This window comes from Deefgea chitinilytica (assembly GCF_016881405.1).
GTDB classification, from domain to species: domain Bacteria; phylum Pseudomonadota; class Gammaproteobacteria; order Burkholderiales; family Chitinibacteraceae; genus Deefgea; species Deefgea chitinilytica.
Genome location: NZ_WOFE01000002.1, coordinates 259050 through 276643, shown reverse-complemented (window position 1 = coordinate 276643; position 17594 = coordinate 259050). Strand labels below are relative to the sequence as shown.

The 17594-nt window shown below is 50.9% G+C and carries 16 protein-coding genes; 7 read left to right on the top strand and 9 right to left on the bottom strand.

What is annotated here, in order from left to right:
- The first annotated feature begins 80 nt into the window (after nt 1-80).
- The 4 genes from GM173_RS06920 to GM173_RS06905 all read left to right on the top strand — a co-directional run bounded on the left by GM173_RS06920 (nt 81) and on the right by GM173_RS06905 (nt 3774).
- Nucleotides 81-761 (top strand): Fe2+-dependent dioxygenase, encoded by a 681-nt coding sequence (locus tag GM173_RS06920; RefSeq protein ID WP_203570633.1) that lies wholly within the window; start codon nt 81-83, stop codon nt 759-761.
- Between the two features lie 86 nt (nt 762-847).
- Nucleotides 848-2149: a hemolysin family protein gene (locus tag GM173_RS06915; protein ID WP_203570632.1), complete on the top strand. Its 1302-nt coding sequence runs from the start codon at nt 848-850 to the stop codon at nt 2147-2149.
- Nucleotides 2150-2224: 75 nt separating this feature from the next.
- Entirely contained in the window at nt 2225-2938 is a 714-nt protein-coding gene (gene phnF / locus GM173_RS06910; protein WP_203570631.1) for a phosphonate metabolism transcriptional regulator PhnF, read from the top strand.
- A 113-nt stretch (nt 2939-3051) separates the two neighbouring features.
- Complete coding sequence (locus GM173_RS06905; RefSeq protein ID WP_203570630.1) at nt 3052-3774, top strand: hypothetical protein; 723 nt, start codon at nt 3052-3054, stop codon at nt 3772-3774.
- A gap of 201 nt (nt 3775-3975) precedes the next feature.
- On the opposite strand, the gene GM173_RS06900 is transcribed toward GM173_RS06905, so the two are convergent.
- From GM173_RS06900 to GM173_RS06860, 9 genes are all read right to left on the bottom strand, one after another.
- Entirely contained in the window at nt 3976-5367 is a 1392-nt protein-coding gene (locus GM173_RS06900; RefSeq protein WP_203570629.1) for an FAD-dependent oxidoreductase, read from the bottom strand.
- Complete coding sequence (gene phnX, locus GM173_RS06895) at nt 5364-6197, bottom strand: phosphonoacetaldehyde hydrolase (protein ID WP_203570628.1); 834 nt, start codon at nt 6195-6197, stop codon at nt 5364-5366. The genes GM173_RS06900 and phnX overlap by 4 nt, the downstream gene beginning before the upstream one ends.
- On the bottom strand, nt 6190-7317 hold the full coding sequence (locus GM173_RS06890) for a 2-aminoethylphosphonate--pyruvate transaminase (protein WP_203570627.1): 1128 nt from the start codon (nt 7315-7317) through the stop codon (nt 6190-6192). Before GM173_RS06890 ends, phnX begins: the two co-directional genes overlap by 8 nt.
- Before the next feature lie 106 nt (nt 7318-7423).
- The gene (locus GM173_RS06885) at nt 7424-9121 is read right to left on the bottom strand and encodes a putative 2-aminoethylphosphonate ABC transporter permease subunit (RefSeq protein WP_203570626.1); all 1698 of its coding nucleotides are present in this window, start codon (nt 9119-9121) and stop codon (nt 7424-7426) included.
- On the bottom strand, nt 9118-10221 hold the full coding sequence (locus GM173_RS06880; protein WP_203570625.1) for a putative 2-aminoethylphosphonate ABC transporter ATP-binding protein: 1104 nt from the start codon (nt 10219-10221) through the stop codon (nt 9118-9120). Before GM173_RS06880 ends, GM173_RS06885 begins: the two co-directional genes overlap by 4 nt.
- The gene (locus GM173_RS06875; RefSeq protein WP_203570624.1) at nt 10218-10778 is read right to left on the bottom strand and encodes an HD domain-containing protein; all 561 of its coding nucleotides are present in this window, start codon (nt 10776-10778) and stop codon (nt 10218-10220) included. Before GM173_RS06875 ends, GM173_RS06880 begins: the two co-directional genes overlap by 4 nt.
- 66 nt (nt 10779-10844) lie before the next feature.
- On the bottom strand, nt 10845-11861 hold the full coding sequence (locus tag GM173_RS06870; RefSeq protein ID WP_203570623.1) for a putative 2-aminoethylphosphonate ABC transporter substrate-binding protein: 1017 nt from the start codon (nt 11859-11861) through the stop codon (nt 10845-10847).
- Nucleotides 11862-12072: 211 nt separating this feature from the next.
- Nucleotides 12073-13293 carry an organoarsenical effux MFS transporter ArsJ gene (gene arsJ / locus GM173_RS06865; RefSeq protein WP_203570622.1) on the bottom strand — a complete coding sequence of 407 codons (1221 nt, stop codon included), beginning with the start codon at nt 13291-13293 and terminating at the stop codon, nt 12073-12075.
- 352 nt (nt 13294-13645) lie between these two features.
- Nucleotides 13646-14653, bottom strand: a complete 1008-nt coding sequence (locus GM173_RS06860; RefSeq protein ID WP_203570621.1) for an ArsJ-associated glyceraldehyde-3-phosphate dehydrogenase — start codon at nt 14651-14653, stop codon at nt 13646-13648.
- 78 nt (nt 14654-14731) lie between these two features.
- Between GM173_RS06860 and GM173_RS06855 the strand changes: the two genes are divergently transcribed.
- From GM173_RS06855 to GM173_RS06845, 3 genes are read left to right on the top strand one after another with little or no spacing between them, the layout of a single operon-like run.
- Entirely contained in the window at nt 14732-15100 is a 369-nt protein-coding gene (locus GM173_RS06855) for an ArsR/SmtB family transcription factor (protein ID WP_203570620.1), read from the top strand.
- Complete coding sequence (arsB, locus tag GM173_RS06850) at nt 15100-16164, top strand: ACR3 family arsenite efflux transporter (RefSeq protein WP_203570619.1); 1065 nt, start codon at nt 15100-15102, stop codon at nt 16162-16164. Before GM173_RS06855 ends, arsB begins: the two co-directional genes overlap by 1 nt.
- Entirely contained in the window at nt 16158-17444 is a 1287-nt protein-coding gene (locus GM173_RS06845; protein WP_203570618.1) for a hypothetical protein, read from the top strand. Before arsB ends, GM173_RS06845 begins: the two co-directional genes overlap by 7 nt.
- The last annotated feature ends 150 nt before the right edge of the window (nt 17445-17594 follow it).

The following is a 17594-nucleotide window of genomic DNA, read 5'->3' as shown; positions in this document are numbered from 1 at the left end:
TAGTTATTGATGGGTATATCTTTATAGCCACTGATTGGGGTATTCCATATGCGAATACCCCATTGTTATTTGGAGTCTTTATGTTATTGCATATTCCTGCGGTACTTGATGCTGCAACCGTATTGGCGTGTCGTGAAAAGCTTGATCGTGCTGCGTGGCTCGATGGGCGAATCACGGCGGGGAGTCAGTCGGCCAAAGTGAAAAATAACGAGCAGTTGCCCAATGATGAAGTCAATGCGGTGGCGGTGCGTGCTGTGATTTTGGCGGCCTTGGCCAAAAATGATTTGTTTTTTTCGGCGGCATTGCCTAAAAAAATCTTCCCGCCTTTGTTTAATCGCTATGGCGTAGGGATGGGTTTTGGTATGCATGTCGATAATGCAATGCGCCGCATGACCGATACTGGTGAATGGGTGCGCTCGGATTTATCGGCGACTTTGTTTTTCTCTGACCCTGCGGAATACGATGGTGGCGAATTGGTCATCGAAGACACGTATGGTGTACACGAAGTCAAACTTGCTGCTGGCGATATGGTTTTGTATCCATCAAGCAGTTTGCATCGTGTTGAGCCGATTACGCGTGGTACGCGGGTGGCGTCGTTTATGTGGATGCAAAGTATGATTAAGGACGGCACCGAGCGCGGCTTGTTGTTTGAACTCGATACCAATATTCGCCAGCTGCGTGCGGATTATGGCGACAACGCCACCGCGATTTCAATGACCGGGATTTATCACAATCTATTGCGCAAGTGGGGCGATATTTAATTTATTCGCACGCCTCGCCGTCGATATGCTTGTAAAATCAGCGAATGGCCTGATATTCAAGTTTCTTTTATTCGTCGGATGATTTCATGGAAGTGCTCTTACTGCTTGGGCTGATTGTATTTAACGGTGTGTTTGCGATGTCGGAGCTGGCTTTGGTCAGCGCTCGTAAAGCGCGCCTCACCAAGATGGCTGAAGCAGGAAATAAGGGCGCGGCAGTGGCTTTGGAACTCGGCGCTGATCCGACCAAATTCATGTCCACAGTACAAATCGGTATTACATCGATTGGAGTACTGAGCGGTATTGTCGGTGAGTCAGTGTTGGCTGAGCCGTTTGCCGATTGGTTGATGACATTCGGCTTGCCTGAACGCATGAGCGATACCAGTGCAACCGTTTGCGTTGTCGTTTCGGTGACCTATTTTTCTATTGTGTTGGGCGAATTAGTCCCCAAACGTTTGGGGCAAATTAGCCCAGAAACGATTGCGGTTTTAGTGTCGCGGCCGATTCAATTTCTTGCGCTGATTTCCAAGCCTTTCGTCAAATTATTATCTGCTTCAACTGAAACTGTGCTTGGTCTACTCGGTGCCGATCAAACCGCACAACAAGCCGTTACCCAAGATGAAATCGACGCGATGTTGAACGAGGGCTCAGAAGCTGGGCTGATCGAAGAGCATGAGCACGCGATGATGAAAAACGTGCTGCGTTTGGACGACCGACTCGTGACCTCATTGATGATTCCACGCTCGGATATGGTGGTCTTAGATCTGGATGATTCGGTTGAAGACAATCTTGCCAAAGTCTCGAATACGCCATTTTCACGCTTTCCGGTTTGCCGCGATGGTTTGGATAATTTACTTGGGATTTTGAGCGCCAAAGACATTTTGCAAAAAACCCTGAAAGGCGAAACGATTGATTTATCCAGCAATCTACAGCCCTGCGTGTTTGTGCCAGAAAGCCTGACCGGATTAGAGCTACTAGCGCAAATGCGTACTTCGGGCGTTGCGATGGTGTTTTTGATCGACGAGTACGGTGAAGTGCAAGGTTTGGTGACTTTACAAGACGTGCTGGAAGTTTTAACGGGTGAATTCACCCCGCAAGACAGCGCCGATGCGTGGGCGATTCAGCGTGCTGATGGCTCATGGTTGCTCGATGGCCTAATTCCAATTCCTGAGCTCAAAGATCGACTGGGCTTGCAAACGGTACCCGATGAAGACAAACACAGTTATCACACCTTGAGCGGTTTGGTGATGTTTATCTTGGGGCAAATGCCGCGCACTGGCGATATTGCCGTGTGGGAAAACTGGCAATTGGAAGTCGTTGATATGGATGGCCGCCGGATTGATAAAATCTTAGCCGCCAAAATCACGCAGTCGACTGACGCAGATTCTTAATGCGCGCTGGTTCAATCATCTAGACGTCATCAAGCCATATTATAATCATCGTTTTCCCCACCCAATGCGGCTCGCATGTCAGACAAAATCCTTCCCAAATGGCAGCTGATTGCCAATACCCTAGCGCAAGACATTCATCAAAAACAGTTGCAAGGCCAGTTACCGATTGAGCCACTGCTGGCCGAGCGTTTTGCAGTCAATCGCCATACGGTGCGCCGCGCATTGCAGGCACTGGAAGCGCAAGGCTTGGTACGAATCGAGCAGGGGCGCGGCACTTTTGTGCAAGAAGATTTAATCGATTACCGCATGGGCAAAAAAGAGCGTTTTTCGCACAGTTTGGCAGCGCAAAGTCTCAGTGGTGAAAGCAAAATCTTGAGCAGCAAAACCATCCACGCCAACGACGAAATTTGCAACATACTCGGCATTACCAAAGGCAGCGAAGTGCTGCAAATCGATGCACTCGATTTTGTCGAAAACCAAATCGTTGGCGTCTGTACTGAATATCTTCCGCTTCCGCGATTTGATGGTTTTACGCAGCGCTTGGTCGAGCAAGGCGTCATGAGTGAAGCGCTGCGCGCTGCAGGCATTCAGAGCATCACGAGAAAAATGTCCCGCATCACCGCGCGCATCCCGCGCCCCGAAGTTGCGGTGCAGTTAGGCCAACCCAAAAGCCAGCCCGTGCTGTATGTGGAAAGCGTTTATCAAGATGAACAGGGGCAAGTGATTGAATACGGCATTACTCGTTTTGCCGCCAATGCAATTCAGTTGGTGATCGATCCTGATTGTTAATCGGATTGGCCTATTGTGGGCCTTTTCATTGACTACAATGCGATGCATTGTAATCAATTCGTAAGAAATAGCTGGAAATTTTATTTATTTGTATAGCAGAGGATATTTAAGATATGCCATTTCCATCACCGCCGCCGAATTGGGATAGAGAAGAAATATCGAAATTCTTTGATGAGGCGCGTCTTAATGAGTTTGCGACTTTTGCTCATTTGACAGATGACGTTGCTCGCTTACTTGATATTGATCGTGCTTATCGTGTTGCAATTAGCGGTTTAAATCATTCGCAAAATTGGTTTTCAGCATTTTTTGTGATTCGTGCGCATTCAAATTTTTTAGCAGCATGTCGAATGAGTTGGAGTGGACAAATCCCTGAAAGTTATGCTTTGCTTCGATCATGTTTGGAGAATGCTCTTTATGGCCTTTATCTTGCACGTAATCCAGATTCACGCCAGACATGGTTATGTCGCCACGACAGTGAAGATTCAAAGAAAAAAGTAAAGAAAGAGTTTCAAATTAAGGCGTTAATTGAGTTAGCTATTGAAGTTGATGCTCATGAAGGGGATGTTACGAAGATTCTCTATGATCGGACTATTGATTTCGGGGCTCATCCGAATGAACGTGCGCTTATGCAGACACTTCAAATCGAGGATGACGCAGAGAATATTCATTTCAAAGTTAGCTATCTTGATGATGACTCAGACACCTTAAAGCAGACTCTTAGGTTTGCTGCGCAAGTGGGGATTTGCGCACTTTCACTGTTTTACACCGTATATGCAGAGTCTTTTCAACACTTTGGGGTTGTTGATATTTTATCTCATGCAAAGGATGGATTGTAAGCTTTGAATCGTTTAGGAGTTGGCTTGCTAGCGATACACACGATTGATTGGCAAGGCAGTACCCATAGCTTGTACTTATCTAGTATCGATTCTAATAAGTGCAAGCATAGTAGATCGTATGAATTTATGGTGGGGTATAATTCTGCAGTTATTTATAAAAAACGTCTACAGCAGTATACCCTTGATAAATCTTATTTCCCCTTATCCGCTTTCCCCGCTGCCGCTGCAAATCGTGCCAAATAGCAATCTATCACGCTCGGTTTTTTTCCTTGGTCTTCGCAGGCTTCTTTGCGGCGAATCGCGTTGCGTACCAGCATACTGCCCAACCAGCGGATTGGCTCGGGCGGGAAGTGGCCCACTGACTAGCCCACATTGCCCCCAGCCATCTTTTTCTTTCAAAACCATACTGCTTAAAATCTGCCCACCCAAATAGCAAGTGCTAACGCCATTGCCGGAATAACCAAAGCCGTAGCAAATATTGGGCTGGTTATCGAGCAGGCCGAAAAAGGGTAGGCCGGTTACCGAGCGATCCGACGCGCCATTCCACGAGGAGGCAATCGGCACGCTGGCCAAACGCGGGAAAAACTCGCGCAAGCTTTGCTTGAGTTGCGGTGCATAGCGGCTGGGCTGATCAAACTCGGCGCGCATTTTGCCGCCAAACGCAAAGGTGTTGCCGCCTTTACCGAGCATCAAGCGGCCATCGCAGGTCGTACGATAGTAATGCACAAAAATCCGCGAATCGCAGACCGCTGCGCCGTGTTGCAAGCCCAATTCATCTAGCAACTCGGGGCAGGGCTCGGTGATGATCATATCGGATGACACAATCGCAATACTGCGCGCAAACTGGCGGAACTGGCTGGCCATCCATGCGTTCATCGCCAGCACGACTTGCCCAGCACTCACTTTGCCATTCTGGGTGATAACGCTAGCGGGTTGGCCGTAATGCAGGCGGCGCATTGGCGTGTTTTCATAAATGATGACGCCGAGTGATTCGGCGGCGCGAACGAGACCGCGCACCAATAGCGCCGGATGCACACTGCCAGCAATCGGTGAAAAATGCCCTTCAAGATGCCGCTTGGAACCTGCCATTTTTTGTACTTCGCTTGGCGCGAGCGGATTCCAGCTATTGCAGCGCGCTCGGCTTAAGGCATCAACGACCGTATCCATCGCACCGCTTTGTGCGTTATTGGTCGAGGTATACAGCGCTCCGTCAATCCTTAATTGGGCTTCAATCTGATACTGATCGCAAAAATCACGAATTGCGTACACGGCAGCTTCTGATGCCTGCACGATTTTAATCGCTTCAGCTTCGCCAAACAGCCGCTTGAGCGTCAGAAATTTCGGTGCGAGCGTCAACACGCAACCGCCATTGCGCCCCGATGCGCCGCTGCCGCACAGGCCTTTTTCGATCAGCACGACTTTCAGTTCAGGCTGTTTTTGCTTGAGCTGAATCGCTGTCCACAGGCCGGTGTAACCGCCGCCGACAATGCACACGTCGGCGGTGATCGTATCGTTCAGCGATGGGCGCGAAGTGGCGTTTTCTTGCGCGAGTGCATCGGCAAACCACCACGGTTGAAATTCTGACATTGTCATGGTCGCTCGCCGCGCGCTAATGCTTGCTCAATTTCAACGATGACGGCAGGCAAATCAGCAATGCTGTCGATAACAAAATGCGCGCCAGCGGCAGCCAATTTGGCGCTAGCAATGTCGCGCAGCCGGGCTTGCTCATCGGCGTTGAGGGCATGCCATTCAGGCTCAGTCAGGCCGACTTCATTACCGCTAATGGCTAGACCGACCGTCCACATTCCGGCGCTGAGCCCTTCGGTAATGCCAGGTATTGTATCATCCACCTTGATACACGCCGCAACGTGGCTAATACCCAGCTCAATGACATTCGCTAGCGCCATCCATGGCCCCGGGCGAGCGCCGGCTTTTAGATCATCGGCGGCGACGATGTAATCGGGCGTAAAGCCATATTGCGCGGCAATAGGCTGCAAAGTATTCATCACCGCGCGCGGGTAGCCAGTGCAGCTGCCGATTTTGAGCCCGCGTTCACGCAGGGCATTAATGGTCTCGATAGCCCCCGAAATGGGCTGCGAAAATTCGCCAACGTGGGCGATTTGTAGCGGCATAAACAGCGCATAAATCTGATCCACATCGGCGTCGTTCATCGCGCGGCCAAATTTCTGCTGCCAGCGCGCCGCCACCGATTCCATCTGGCCGACCGCTTTGATGTGATCCCATTTTGCCAATCCCATCGGGCCGCGTGCTTCGGTCAAGGTCAGCGTGATGCCGAGTTGTTTGAACGCTTCAACCAATACTTGGGTCGGCGCGAATGAGCCAAAATCGAGTACGGTGCCGGCCCAGTCAAAAATGATGGCCTGCAGTGGGCCAGTGTAGTTGCGTGATGTCGTGTTAAGCATGGTTTTTCTCTGCTGCTGGCGTGAGCCAGTTTAATTGGGTGAGTACGTCAATAATGGCGTGGGCGGCTTGCTCGAGTTGGGCGCTGTCGATGGCGCCAATGCAGCCGACGCGGAAGGTTTCGATTTGCGTGAGTTTGCCCGGATACAGCACAAAACCGCGCTCGCGCATCGCGGCGTAAAACGCCGCAAATTGATAATCGGGATGCGCTGGCGCGTGGAAAGTCAGGATGATCGGCGCTTGCAGCTTTTCATTTAAAAAAAGTTTCAGTCCGGCGGACTTTAAGCGCTCAATCAAAACTTTGGCATTCGATATATAGCGCGCTAGACGAGTAGCTCTGCCACCTTCAGCTAGATACTGATCAAGTGCAGCTCGTAGTGCCGCCACCACATGCGTCGGCGGCGTAAAGCGCCATTGACCAGTACGCTGCAGATACTCAAATTGATCGGCCAAATCGAGCGCCAGCGATGGGCTGTTGCCATGTGCCAAGGCAATCGCTGCCGTTTTGGCGATGACAAAACCCATGCCCGGCACGCCTTCCAAGCATTTGCCAGAAGCGGCGATCACCGCGCATAAATTGAGCGCCTCTACATCAATGTCGAGCGCACCAAACGACGACATCGCATCGACAATGAGCTCGCAGCCTGCATCGTTGGCAATCCTGGCGATCTCAGGAAGTGGATTAAGTAAGCCGGTCGCGGTTTCGCAATGAATTAGGCCAATCTGGGTGATGGTGGGGTCGCTTTGCAGCTTGGCTTTGACCGCTTGTGCATCCACAGCGACACCGTCCGGCCACGATAAAACGGCGAGATCGCGGCCAATTGCCCGCGCAATTTTGCTCATCCGCTGACCGTAAGCGCCGTTTTCTAGCACGAGTATTTTGCCCGTACGTGGCACCAGCGTTCCTAGTGCCGCTTCTACGGCAAAGGTGCCCGAGCCTTGCAAAGGAATGCAGCAATGGTGGGTTTTGCCGTTGGCGATGGACAGCAAGTCGGCGCACACCGAGGCGGTGAGTGCATTAAAACTGCCATCCCAAGAGCCCCAATCAGTGAGCATCGCCGTGCGTGTAGCAAGGCTGGTGGTGAGTGGGCCGGGCGTTAATAAAATCGGCGCTTGTTGCATGTTGGTTCCTATCATCTAGATGAATTTTTGATCCCCAAAAAAGCGCAATTGCGCTGTATGGGTATATCTCGGTAATTAATTAGTTAAAAGTCTTATGCGGCTATACCTATCTATTTACACGCCAGCTTTGGCTTTTACGTTGCAGGTAATGGCTGACGACCGCAAATATCCCACACGCAGCAGCTGAGCTGACAACAATCAGCGTCGCCATTGCTGCTGCTGCCGCGGTGTCGCCTGCGTCATCCATATTCAGTACCGATACCGATGCCAGCATCGTTTCGGGGGTGTAAATAAACACGACTGCCGAAACCGTGGTCATCGTGGCGACAAAAAAGTAGCGCGCAATTTCTAGGCAAGCAGGTAGGCAGATCGGCAAGGTTACGCGCCACGCGGTGATCCAGAACGGCACTTTGAGCGAAGCAGCAACGGCTTCGAATTCTTTGTCGAGCTGCTTGAGTGCTGTAACGGCGGTGAGATGAGCGGTGGTGTAAAAGTGGGCAATCGAGCACAGCACCAAAATCGCCATCGTGCTGTACAAAGCATTAAGCGGATTATTTGGATGATTAAAGAAAAACACATAGCCCAAACCGAGCACCAAGCCGGGTACCGCCATCGGTAGCATCGCAAACAAATGCAGTGCCTGTTTCCAAGGCTGGCAGGCGGCGACTTTTTCGGTGAGCCACGCTCCAGCAAACACCAAAATCGAGCCAAACAGCGCCGTCCATGCTGACATTTTCAAACTATTGCTAAACGCTGCCCAACCGCCACCATCCACATCGTCAAAATTAAAATGGCTGAATGAAAGCTGCATTTGGTAAGGCCACAGCTTGATAAACGCGGCGGCAATCGCAGTGCCTAAAATAATGAGCAAAGCGCCGCTGACTAAGCTGCAAAACACCAGCGCAGTATGATCTCGCCACGGGTTCGTTTTCGCTTGCAGGGGTTGGGCGCGGGCGCTGAGCATCGCTTGCTGCTTTTTTTGCGAGTAATGATCGAGCACAAAAGACAGAATCGCTGGCACCAAGAGCAAGAGACCAATCACCGCGCCGCGCGAGAAATTCTGCTGGCCGATCACTTGTTTGTAGGCTTCTAGCGCCAGCACATTAAATTGCCCGCCGATCACTTTGGCAACGCCAAAATCGGTGACAACCAGCGTAAACACCACGACTGCCGCCGAAAGTAGACCGTAACGCACACTGGGTAGCGTTACGGTAAACCATTGCCGCGTGTTGCCCGCGCCCAGCGCGGTCGCCGCTTCATACAGACGACCATCGGCAACGCGCAGCGCAGTCAGCAAAATCATCATCGCGTGTGGGAAGGTAAAAAACACTTGGCCGATGACAATGCCCCAAAAACCATAAATACTGCCATCGGGAAACCAAGATTTAAGTAGACCTTGATTACCAAATAAGTACACCAGCGCGATACCGGGCAGCAGTGACGGCGCGAGCAGCGGGATGAGCGCCAGCATCCGAAAAAGTCCTTTGAGCGGAGTGGCCATGGCTGAGCGCGTGAGTGCCGCCGCATAAAGATACGCCAAGGGAATCACGATGGCGGTGCTGGTCAGTGCGACGTTCAGACTATTGAGCAGACTTTGCACTAGGCTAGGCGACTGTAAAACCGCACGAATCGAGCCCATCCCCCAAGCATTGGCTTTCGGGTCGAAAAAAGCTTGGCATAAAATCGCCAGCAAAGGGCCACCCAAAATGATGGCCAAAATCAGCACCGCCAGCGCGGCCAAACTCCAAGCGATTGTTTCGCTGCGCATTTTGATTGTAGCTGCAGGGAGAGTCATGCTACTCATGCGGCACGCTCCGGCATGAAGCAGCGCAATTTATCTGGCGGTAAATACACTGGAATTAATTGCCCATCACCCAAGCGTAGCTGCGCCAATTCTCTATGACTAATGACGACTTCCAATTCAACGCCTGCCCATAATGCGACGGAAAGTCGCAAGCGATATACGCAGCCGATCAGCTCCATATGCAGTAATTTTCCCAGTGCAAGTTGCTCACCAGCCCGCCAGTTTGGCAGTAATTGTATGTCTTCGGGGCGGATAAATAGCTCGCATTCGTGGCCCGGTTTTAATCTTGTGCTGTGGCTGATTTCGAGTTCTGATTCGCCCAGACGCACCCGATGCTCACTCACCGCATGAGCTGTTAGCCAGTTGCAGTGACCGACAAAGTCAGCAACAAAGCGGCTGGCAGGGTGTTGGTAGATCTCGGTTGGCGTGCCGATTTGCTCGATCACACCATGATTCATCACGACGATACGATCAGCCATCGTCAGTGCTTCTTCTTGATCGTGCGTCACCATGATGGTGGTGACGCCTAATTTTTGCTGTAATGCTTTGATTTCAGTGCGTAAATGCTCGCGCACTTGCGCGTCGAGCGCCGATAAAGGCTCATCGAGTAATAATAAATTCGGCGATGTGGCCAAGGCGCGTGCTAAAGCAACCCGCTGTTGCTGACCGCCTGAGAGTTGCGCTGGGTATTTGTCGGCAATGGCTGGCAGGCCAATTAGTGTCAGCAACTCGGTGACGCGGCGCGCTTTATCTTGCGCGCGGCCTTTCAGGCCATAAGCGATATTTTGAGCAACGCTTAGATTCGGAAACAGCGCATACGATTGAAACACAATGCCGTAATCGCGCTCTGCTGCGCTGGCCTTGGTGATGTCACAGCCTGTTTGCACGATAGTGCCGCTATCCGCGGTTTCTAGGCCTGCGATGATGCGTAACAAGGTGGTTTTGCCGCAGCCCGATGGGCCCAATAGACAAACAAATTCGCCTTTTTGCACATTGAGCGAAATATCGCGGAGCGCGGTAAAGCTGCCAAATTGCTTTTGGATGCCAGCAATACTGAGTTCGGTCGTGATATTCAGATTGGTGGTCGATTCGCGAATCATGCCAATTCCTTGCTGATACAGATTGTTTTGGCAATCTGTAAAAAATAGTTGAGCGGGGCAGTGACTAAACCGACGACTTTCGCTTGGTCATCGCAGCGGCGTAAAAAAATTGCATCTTTGGCGTAGCTACTGGCAGCAAAACGCGCCGCCTGTTCATCGTTCATCACGCCACCTTGCAGTTGTAATGACATTTGTGATGCCGGCGATAAAGCAGCCAGATAATCAGCTTCTGTCGCGCACAGATAGCGTTTGGCTTCTACATGCCGTGCAATCGCAAATAAAACGCGCTGATCAAATAAGTCTTTGAGTGCCGTGACGGCGACAAATTCATGCTGATCATCAATACCTGCAGCGACATCATGGTCTTGTTGCTCGCAAATAATGTGGCCTATATCGTGCAATAGTGCTGCGGTTATTGCTGCGGCATCGCCGCCAGCTAATTGAGCAAAGTGCGCCGCTTGCAGCGCATGCTCCAATTGCGAGATGGCTTCGCCACCGTAGAGTTTTTGTCCTGCGCCGCTGAGCAGCGGATGAAGATCATTAAAACGAAGCGTCATTTTTTTCTTTTCAAACCACATCGCCGCGCTGAGCGTTACCCAGCGCGGTATTGAGTCGATTACTGATTATTTTTTCGGTTCTGATTTGCTGTCGTAACGCTTAGTCCATTCGGCTAAGATACGGTCACGATTGTTGGCTGACCAGCGCAAGTCTTGCTTGATCAGGCGTTTTTCGTAGTCGGCAGGAATGTGCGGGTTCGGTTTGGCAACACCGGGCATCGCGACAATCGCGAAGTTTTTCTCGTACAACTCATTGGCTGATTTAGATGCAGACCAATCCGCGAGTTTTTTCGCTGCATCGAGGTTTTTGGTGCCCTTCATGATCGCCGTGGCTTCCAAATCCCAGCCCAAGCCTTCTTTCGGAAACACCAAATCAATCGGCGCGCCACCTTCTTTGAGCTTGGCTGCACGATACTCAAATGAAATACCCACTGGGAATTCGCCTGCGGCTACTTGCTTGCACGGTTTTGAGCCTGAGTGCGTGTATTGCGCGATGTTGTCGTGCAATTTATCCATAAACGCCCAGCCGTCTTTTTCGCCCATCATCTGTAGCCAAGCGCTGACGTCAAAGTAACCGGTGCCACTGGAAGCTGGATTTGGCATCACGATCTTGCCTTTAAATTCAGGCTTGGTGAGGTCTTTCCATGTTTCTGGTTTTTTTAAGCCTAATTTAGCGGCTTCCACGGTGTTAAAGCAGACCGTCGCACCCCAAACGTCCATGCCTACCCAAGCTGGTGGGTTGCTGTCGTCTACGTATTGTTTGCTTAGTAGCTCAACGCCTTTTGGCGCATAGGCGTGCAACATGCCTTCTTTTTCAAATACCAGTAGCGATGATGCCGCTAAACCCATCACCACATCGGCTTGCGGATTGGCTTTTTCGGCGAGCAATTTGGCGGTGATAATGCCAGTGGAGTCGCGCACCCATTTGAGTTTGATGCCTGGATTTTCTTCTTCAAACTTGGCTTGATACGCTTTGAGCTGATCGGCTTCCAGTGCGGTGTAGACGGTGAGGGTGCTATCGGCCATGGCGATTGAGCTCAATGCTGCGCTAAGTAGCAAGGCAATCGGGGTGAGTTTTTTCATTACGCTTGTCTCTAAGTGGGTTGGAATGTGGCGCAATTATGCGCAGCCCAAAGTGACAATACGATGACGTCTAGACGAATTTAAGATTAAACCATCGTGTGTGGTTCTTGCTTTAGTCGATTTGATTGCAGCGAGATAAGGAATGTAGCATCGCGAAGTACGACACTCCGCGCTGCCAGCAGCAAATCTAAACTGAAATTTAGAGTTTGATTTAGAGTTTGGCTTGCCGCGGTAAGCCGATGGAGATGATTGCGGCCAAGCAAATAAACGCCACCGCAATCCATAAACACGCCGCCAAGCCTGAGGTTTGATATACCCAACCGGACAACACCGTACCGATCAGCCGCCCCATCGCGTTGGCCATGTAGTAAAAACCGACGTCGAGCGATGCGCCGTCCTCTTTGGCGTAGCTAACAATCAAATAGCTGTGCAATGATGAATTAATCGCAAACAGTACGCCAAATAACAATAGACCACCCACCAGTATCGCCTGCAAGCCATTTTCCAAATTGAGCCCCAAAGCAATACCTGCAGTTAATACGGCAAGCGGTATCGCCCACCCCATCGCGGCTCGACCATCGGGCACTTTGCCAGCTTTTTTGCCTGTGAGATAAGGCGCCAGCGATTGCACGATGCCGTAGCCAATCACCCAGCAGGCAAAAAATGTTCCGACCGCCCAATCAGCCCAGCCCAAAGTCGTCGCCATAAACACTGGCAACGCCACGACAAACCACACATCGCGCGCGCCAAATAAAAACAGCCGCGCAGCCGACAAAATATTCACCGCGCGGCTGCTGGAGAAAATCTCGCCAAACTTGGGCTTGTTTTTCGCCTTGCCCAAGTCGGCCTTCAAACTCAATAAACTCGCCACCCACACCAGCAGCAATACCGCCGCCATCGCCCACATTGCGCCAGCAAAACCCAAGGTGGCGAGCAAGACGCCACCAAGAAAAAAGCCAACGCCTTTCAGCGCGTTTTTCGAACCGGTTAGCAGCGCCACCCACTGATACAGCTTGCCTTCTGCCGCCGCGCTACCCGCCGGAACCAAGGCCTTGATGCTGCTTTTTGCGCTCATTTTATTCAGATCTTTCGCAATCCCCGACAGCGCTTGCGCCGCCATCACCCATGGCACCGTCAGCATCGCCGTTGGTACGGTCAGCGCCAGCAGCGCAATCACCTGCAAGCCAAGGCCGATATTCATCGTTTTATTCAAGCCAATCCGCGCCCCCAGCCAGCCTCCGACCAGATTAGTCACGACGCCAAAAATCTCATAAAACAAAAACAGCAGCGCGATATTCAGCGGCGAAAAACCAAGCTGATGAAAATGCAGTACCACCAACATCCGCAAAGCGCCATCGGTTAAGGTGAAGGCCCAGTAATTGCCGGTGATGATCAGGTATTGGCGGATGGCGGGGGAGAGAGAAGAAAACATAAGAATTCCAATAAAGCAGAGTTCGCAACTTGTGTCGGTTAGTAACGCAATGAACGGTCAGGGGCTTTAAATCCCGTGTAGCGAAAACCGCAGCGAGGAGGGAGACAAACAGTTTTATCGTTTGGCTCACTACGACGCAAGGGCAGCGCGGAGCGCTTTTCGCCCGGGTCGCCTTCTCTTGTTTACTTCTCTTGGCGAAGCAAGAGAAGTAAGTCCTCGTCGCGGATTGCGACTGTAAAACACGGTGCCGAAGGCACTAAAAATTATCAACACATTTTGATAACGTACTACTTAAGGGTATATCCACATAATTAACGATTTATATAAACTATATGGCAATACCCCTAAAAATTTACTGATCCGCCAAACCGACTTGTCTCACCAGCTCCGCCGTGCGATTCACATAACCCCATTCATTGTCGTACCACGCGTAGAGCTTCAATTGCGTGCCGTTGATCACCATCGTCGATAGCGCGTCAATGATGGACGAGCGCGCATCGCCGCGGTAATCGATTGACACCAGCGGGCGTTCTTCATAGCCTAAGATGTCTTTCAAATACGTTTCCGACGCGGCTTTCAGTAGACCGTTGACTTCTTCGACGGTCGTCGCGCGTTCGAGCTCGAACACGCAATCGGTTAGCGAGGCGTTGGTTAGCGGTACGCGCACCGCGTGGCCGTTGAGGCGGCCTTTGAGTTCGGGGAAAATCTCGGTGATCGCGGTGGCTGAGCCAGTCGAAGTCGGGATCAAACTCGTGCCGCAGGAACGCGCACGGCGTAGGTCTTTGTGCGGGGCGTCGATGATGGTTTGCGTATTGGTCAAATCGTGAATCGTCGTCATGCTGCCGTGACGGATGCCGAGCTGCTCGTGGATTACTTTGACTACGGGTGCAAGGCAGTTGGTGGTGCAGCTGGCGGCGGTGACGATGCGGTGAATGCTTGGATCGAACAAATGATGATTTACACCAACAACGACATTGAGTACGCCCACTTCTTTGACTGGCGCGGTGACGACGACGCGTTTGACGCCCTGATCGAGGTAAGCTTGCAGCAGCGCGCTGGTGCGCATTTTGCCTGAGGCTTCGATGACTACATCGCAGCCCGACCAATCGGTTTCGCCAATCGCTGTGTTACGACTCGTTTTGATGCGCGAGTTACCGATCAAAATATCATCGCCATCCGTGCTGGCTTCATGCGCAAATCGGCCATGCACCGAGTCAAAGTTGAGCAGGTGCGCCAAAGTCGCTGCGTCACCCGCAGGGTCGTTAATCTGCACGAATTCAATTTCTGGCCAGCCCCACGCTGCGCGCAGTGTTAAACGCCCCATGCGGCCAAAGCCGTTGATCCCTACTTTGATACTCATTTGTGCTGTCCTCGGACTTAAATTGATATTGTTGATAATAACAATACAATATTTCAAATATTGTTGTATAGTTAAATTATGGAAAAACAAATCGCTACGACTATTTTTGAGTCGCTTTCATCGGGTGTCCGTTTGGATGTTTATCGTTTATTGGTGCGCCAAGGGCATACCGGCATGGTGGCGGGGGAGATTGCCGAGGCGCTGGGCTTGCCACCGACGAATATGTCGTTTCATTTGAAGGCGATGGCGCAGGCCAAGGTGGTGACGGTGGCGCAAGAAGGGCGCTATATGCGTTATCGCGCCAATTTGAGCTTGATGCTGGATTTGATTGCTTATTTGACCGAGGAGTGTTGCGCAGGTAATCCCGAGCAATGCTTGCCACGTACGACTTCTTTGCCTTGTATGCCTAGTGAATTGCTCTGCTGCTCTCAGCCGGACGAAATTTGATGAATAGCCAAACCTGCATCGGTGAATCCACATCGAATAAATTGAGTTTTTTGGATCGTAATTTAACGCTATGGATTTTCCTCGCGATGGCATTGGGCGTCGCTATCGGCGTGGTTTTTCCGCAAGTTGCACACCTGAATGAGGCGATGTCAGTTGGCTCGACCAATATACCATTAGCGATTGGCCTGATTTTGATGATGTACCCACCGCTGGCGAAAGTGAATTACAGCCTGTTGGGCGAAGTGACGCGCGATAAGCAAGCGATAACGCTGTCTCTGGTCATGAACTGGATCGTCGGCCCGATTTTGATGTTTGTGCTGGCGATTACGTTTCTGCGTGATCAGCCTGGCTATATGGTGGGGCTGATTTTGATTGGGCTGGCGCGTTGTATCGCAATGGTACTGGTCTGGAATGATATTAGTGGCGGTAGCAAAGAATACGGTGCGGCCTTGGTGGCACTCAATAGCGTGTTTCAGATTGTGACTTATAGCTTTATGGCTTGGCTCTTTATTACGGTTTTGCCGCCGCTGTTTGGCCTGCAAGGTTTTACGCTGGATATTACAATCTTCGATATTGCGCAAAGCGTGCTGATTTATCTAGGGATCCCATTTTTGGCGGGTTTTTTAAGTCGCAAATGGCTAGTCTCAGCGAAGGGCGAGGATTGGTACAACACGGTGTTTATCCCGCGTATTTCGCCAATCACACTGATTGCTTTGCTCGCGACCATCGTGCTGATGTTTAGCCTGAAAGGCGAAATGATTGTCGAGCTACCGTTGGATGTTATTCAAATCGCCATTCCACTGGTCATCTATTTCATGCTGATGTTTTTCGTGAGTTTTTTTATCGGCAAGAAACTGGGCTTGCCTTACGATCAAAATGCGTCGATTGCATTTACATCGAGCGGTAATAATTTTGAGTTGGCGATTGCCGTGTCGATTGCTGTGTTTGGTTTGAGCTCCGACCAAGCTTTTGCAGGCGTGATTGGCCCTTTAGTTGAAGTGCCCGTGCTGATTGCTTTAGTGAATGTTGCGCTCAAAATGAAACGGAAGTATTACGCATGCTGAGCTATAGCACCGCTACTAGCACAGCAGAATTGCTCAATAAGCAATGTGCTTGCCAATTTCTAGATCACGATTTACTGAAAGCCGAGCTTGAAGCTAGCCCGCAATTGAGCGGCTTGGCAGCCGAAATTGCAGAAACACGTCCACACTTATTTTCATCAACCATGGTGTTTATTACGCCTGCTCAACGTGATCAGATGCAGGCGATTATTCGTAGTGTTACTGAGGTTGTTTCTTCAGAGCATTGGCAAACTCGGGCATTGGCACAAGCACCATCAGTAGCGCAGACTAATTTCGGCCCTGATGGCGTGTTTTTTGGTTATGACTTTCATTTGGGGGCAAACGGGCCGCAACTCATTGAAATTAATACCAATGCTGGCGGTGCTATGCTCAATCTGGCATTGGCTCGCGCGCAAACTTCATGTTGCAAAGCTTGTCCGCCGCTGATTGCCGCACCAATATCTCTGGATGAATTAGAAAATGTATGGCTAGCGATGTTTGAGCAGGAATGGGCGGCACAACGAGCAACAGCTCGCCCACGCAGCATCGTTATCCTTGATGAAGCGCCAGCGCAGCAATACCTTTATCCCGAGTTTCTTTTATTTCAGCGCATGTTTGAACGAGCTGGAATTCATTGCCTAATCGCTGATCCGAGCGAGCTGCGCTGGCACGATCAGCAATTGTGGCTTGGCGACGACGCGATTGACATGGTTTATAACCGTTTGACCGATTTCTATTTTAAGCAAACCAATACAGAGGCTCTACGAAACGCGTTTGAAGCTGGCGATGTCGTCGTGACGCCAACACCACGTGCGCATGCGTTATTCGCTGATAAGCGCCATCTCGCTGAGCTGAGTTCTCCGCAACAATTAGCGATTGATCCGCTTGCTGACTCAACCGTCGCAACCTTGCAAGCAGGAATTCCGCGTACTTTTCAAGTGACCGCTGCTAATGCGGATGAACTTTGGGCGCAGCGGCGACAGCTATTTTTCAAACCCGCCAGCGGTTACGGCAGTAAAGCCACGTATCGAGGTGACAAATTAACTAAGCGGGTATGGGGCGAAATTCTTGCTAGCCACTACGTGGCGCAAACAATTGCGCCGCCGAGTGAACGCTGTGTTGCAATTACTGGGGAGCAGAGCGCTGATTTAAAGCTCGATATTCGTGCTTATGTGTACCGAGGTCAAATCCAGTTATTTGCTGCCCGATTATACATTGGGCAAACCACCAACTTTAGAACCTTGGGTGGTGGTTTTGCACCTGTTTATATCACTGCAGTGTAGGAATGGGTTCGGTCTATTTTGCTGATCGGATGGGTAAATAGGTTCGCCAAGGCTGATGCTTTTGGAGCGATGGGGCTAAAGCAATAGCTCTACACACATCGCTCTCCCGCTAGATCATGTAATGCTGCTCTCGATATGTATTTGTTTGCC

What these genes read in the sequence shown, in the direction of transcription:
- GM173_RS06920 (WP_203570633.1), top strand. Translation starts at nt 81, where the DNA reads ATGTTATTGCATATTCCTGCGGTACTTGATGCTGCAACCGTATTGGCG.
- GM173_RS06915 (WP_203570632.1), top strand. Translation starts at nt 848, where the DNA reads ATGGAAGTGCTCTTACTGCTTGGGCTGATTGTATTTAACGGTGTGTTT.
- phnF (WP_203570631.1), top strand. Translation starts at nt 2,225, where the DNA reads ATGTCAGACAAAATCCTTCCCAAATGGCAGCTGATTGCCAATACCCTA.
- GM173_RS06905 (WP_203570630.1), top strand. Translation starts at nt 3,052, where the DNA reads ATGCCATTTCCATCACCGCCGCCGAATTGGGATAGAGAAGAAATATCG.
- GM173_RS06900 (WP_203570629.1), bottom strand. Translation starts at nt 5,367, where the DNA reads ATGACAATGTCAGAATTTCAACCGTGGTGGTTTGCCGATGCACTCGCG.
- phnX (WP_203570628.1), bottom strand. Translation starts at nt 6,197, where the DNA reads ATGCTTAACACGACATCACGCAACTACACTGGCCCACTGCAGGCCATC.
- GM173_RS06890 (WP_203570627.1), bottom strand. Translation starts at nt 7,317, where the DNA reads ATGCAACAAGCGCCGATTTTATTAACGCCCGGCCCACTCACCACCAGC.
- GM173_RS06885 (WP_203570626.1), bottom strand. Translation starts at nt 9,121, where the DNA reads ATGAGTAGCATGACTCTCCCTGCAGCTACAATCAAAATGCGCAGCGAA.
- GM173_RS06880 (WP_203570625.1), bottom strand. Translation starts at nt 10,221, where the DNA reads ATGATTCGCGAATCGACCACCAATCTGAATATCACGACCGAACTCAGT.
- GM173_RS06875 (WP_203570624.1), bottom strand. Translation starts at nt 10,778, where the DNA reads ATGACGCTTCGTTTTAATGATCTTCATCCGCTGCTCAGCGGCGCAGGA.
- GM173_RS06870 (WP_203570623.1), bottom strand. Translation starts at nt 11,861, where the DNA reads ATGAAAAAACTCACCCCGATTGCCTTGCTACTTAGCGCAGCATTGAGC.
- arsJ (WP_203570622.1), bottom strand. Translation starts at nt 13,293, where the DNA reads ATGTTTTCTTCTCTCTCCCCCGCCATCCGCCAATACCTGATCATCACC.
- GM173_RS06860 (WP_203570621.1), bottom strand. Translation starts at nt 14,653, where the DNA reads ATGAGTATCAAAGTAGGGATCAACGGCTTTGGCCGCATGGGGCGTTTA.
- GM173_RS06855 (WP_203570620.1), top strand. Translation starts at nt 14,732, where the DNA reads ATGGAAAAACAAATCGCTACGACTATTTTTGAGTCGCTTTCATCGGGT.
- arsB (WP_203570619.1), top strand. Translation starts at nt 15,100, where the DNA reads ATGAATAGCCAAACCTGCATCGGTGAATCCACATCGAATAAATTGAGT.
- GM173_RS06845 (WP_203570618.1), top strand. Translation starts at nt 16,158, where the DNA reads ATGCTGAGCTATAGCACCGCTACTAGCACAGCAGAATTGCTCAATAAG.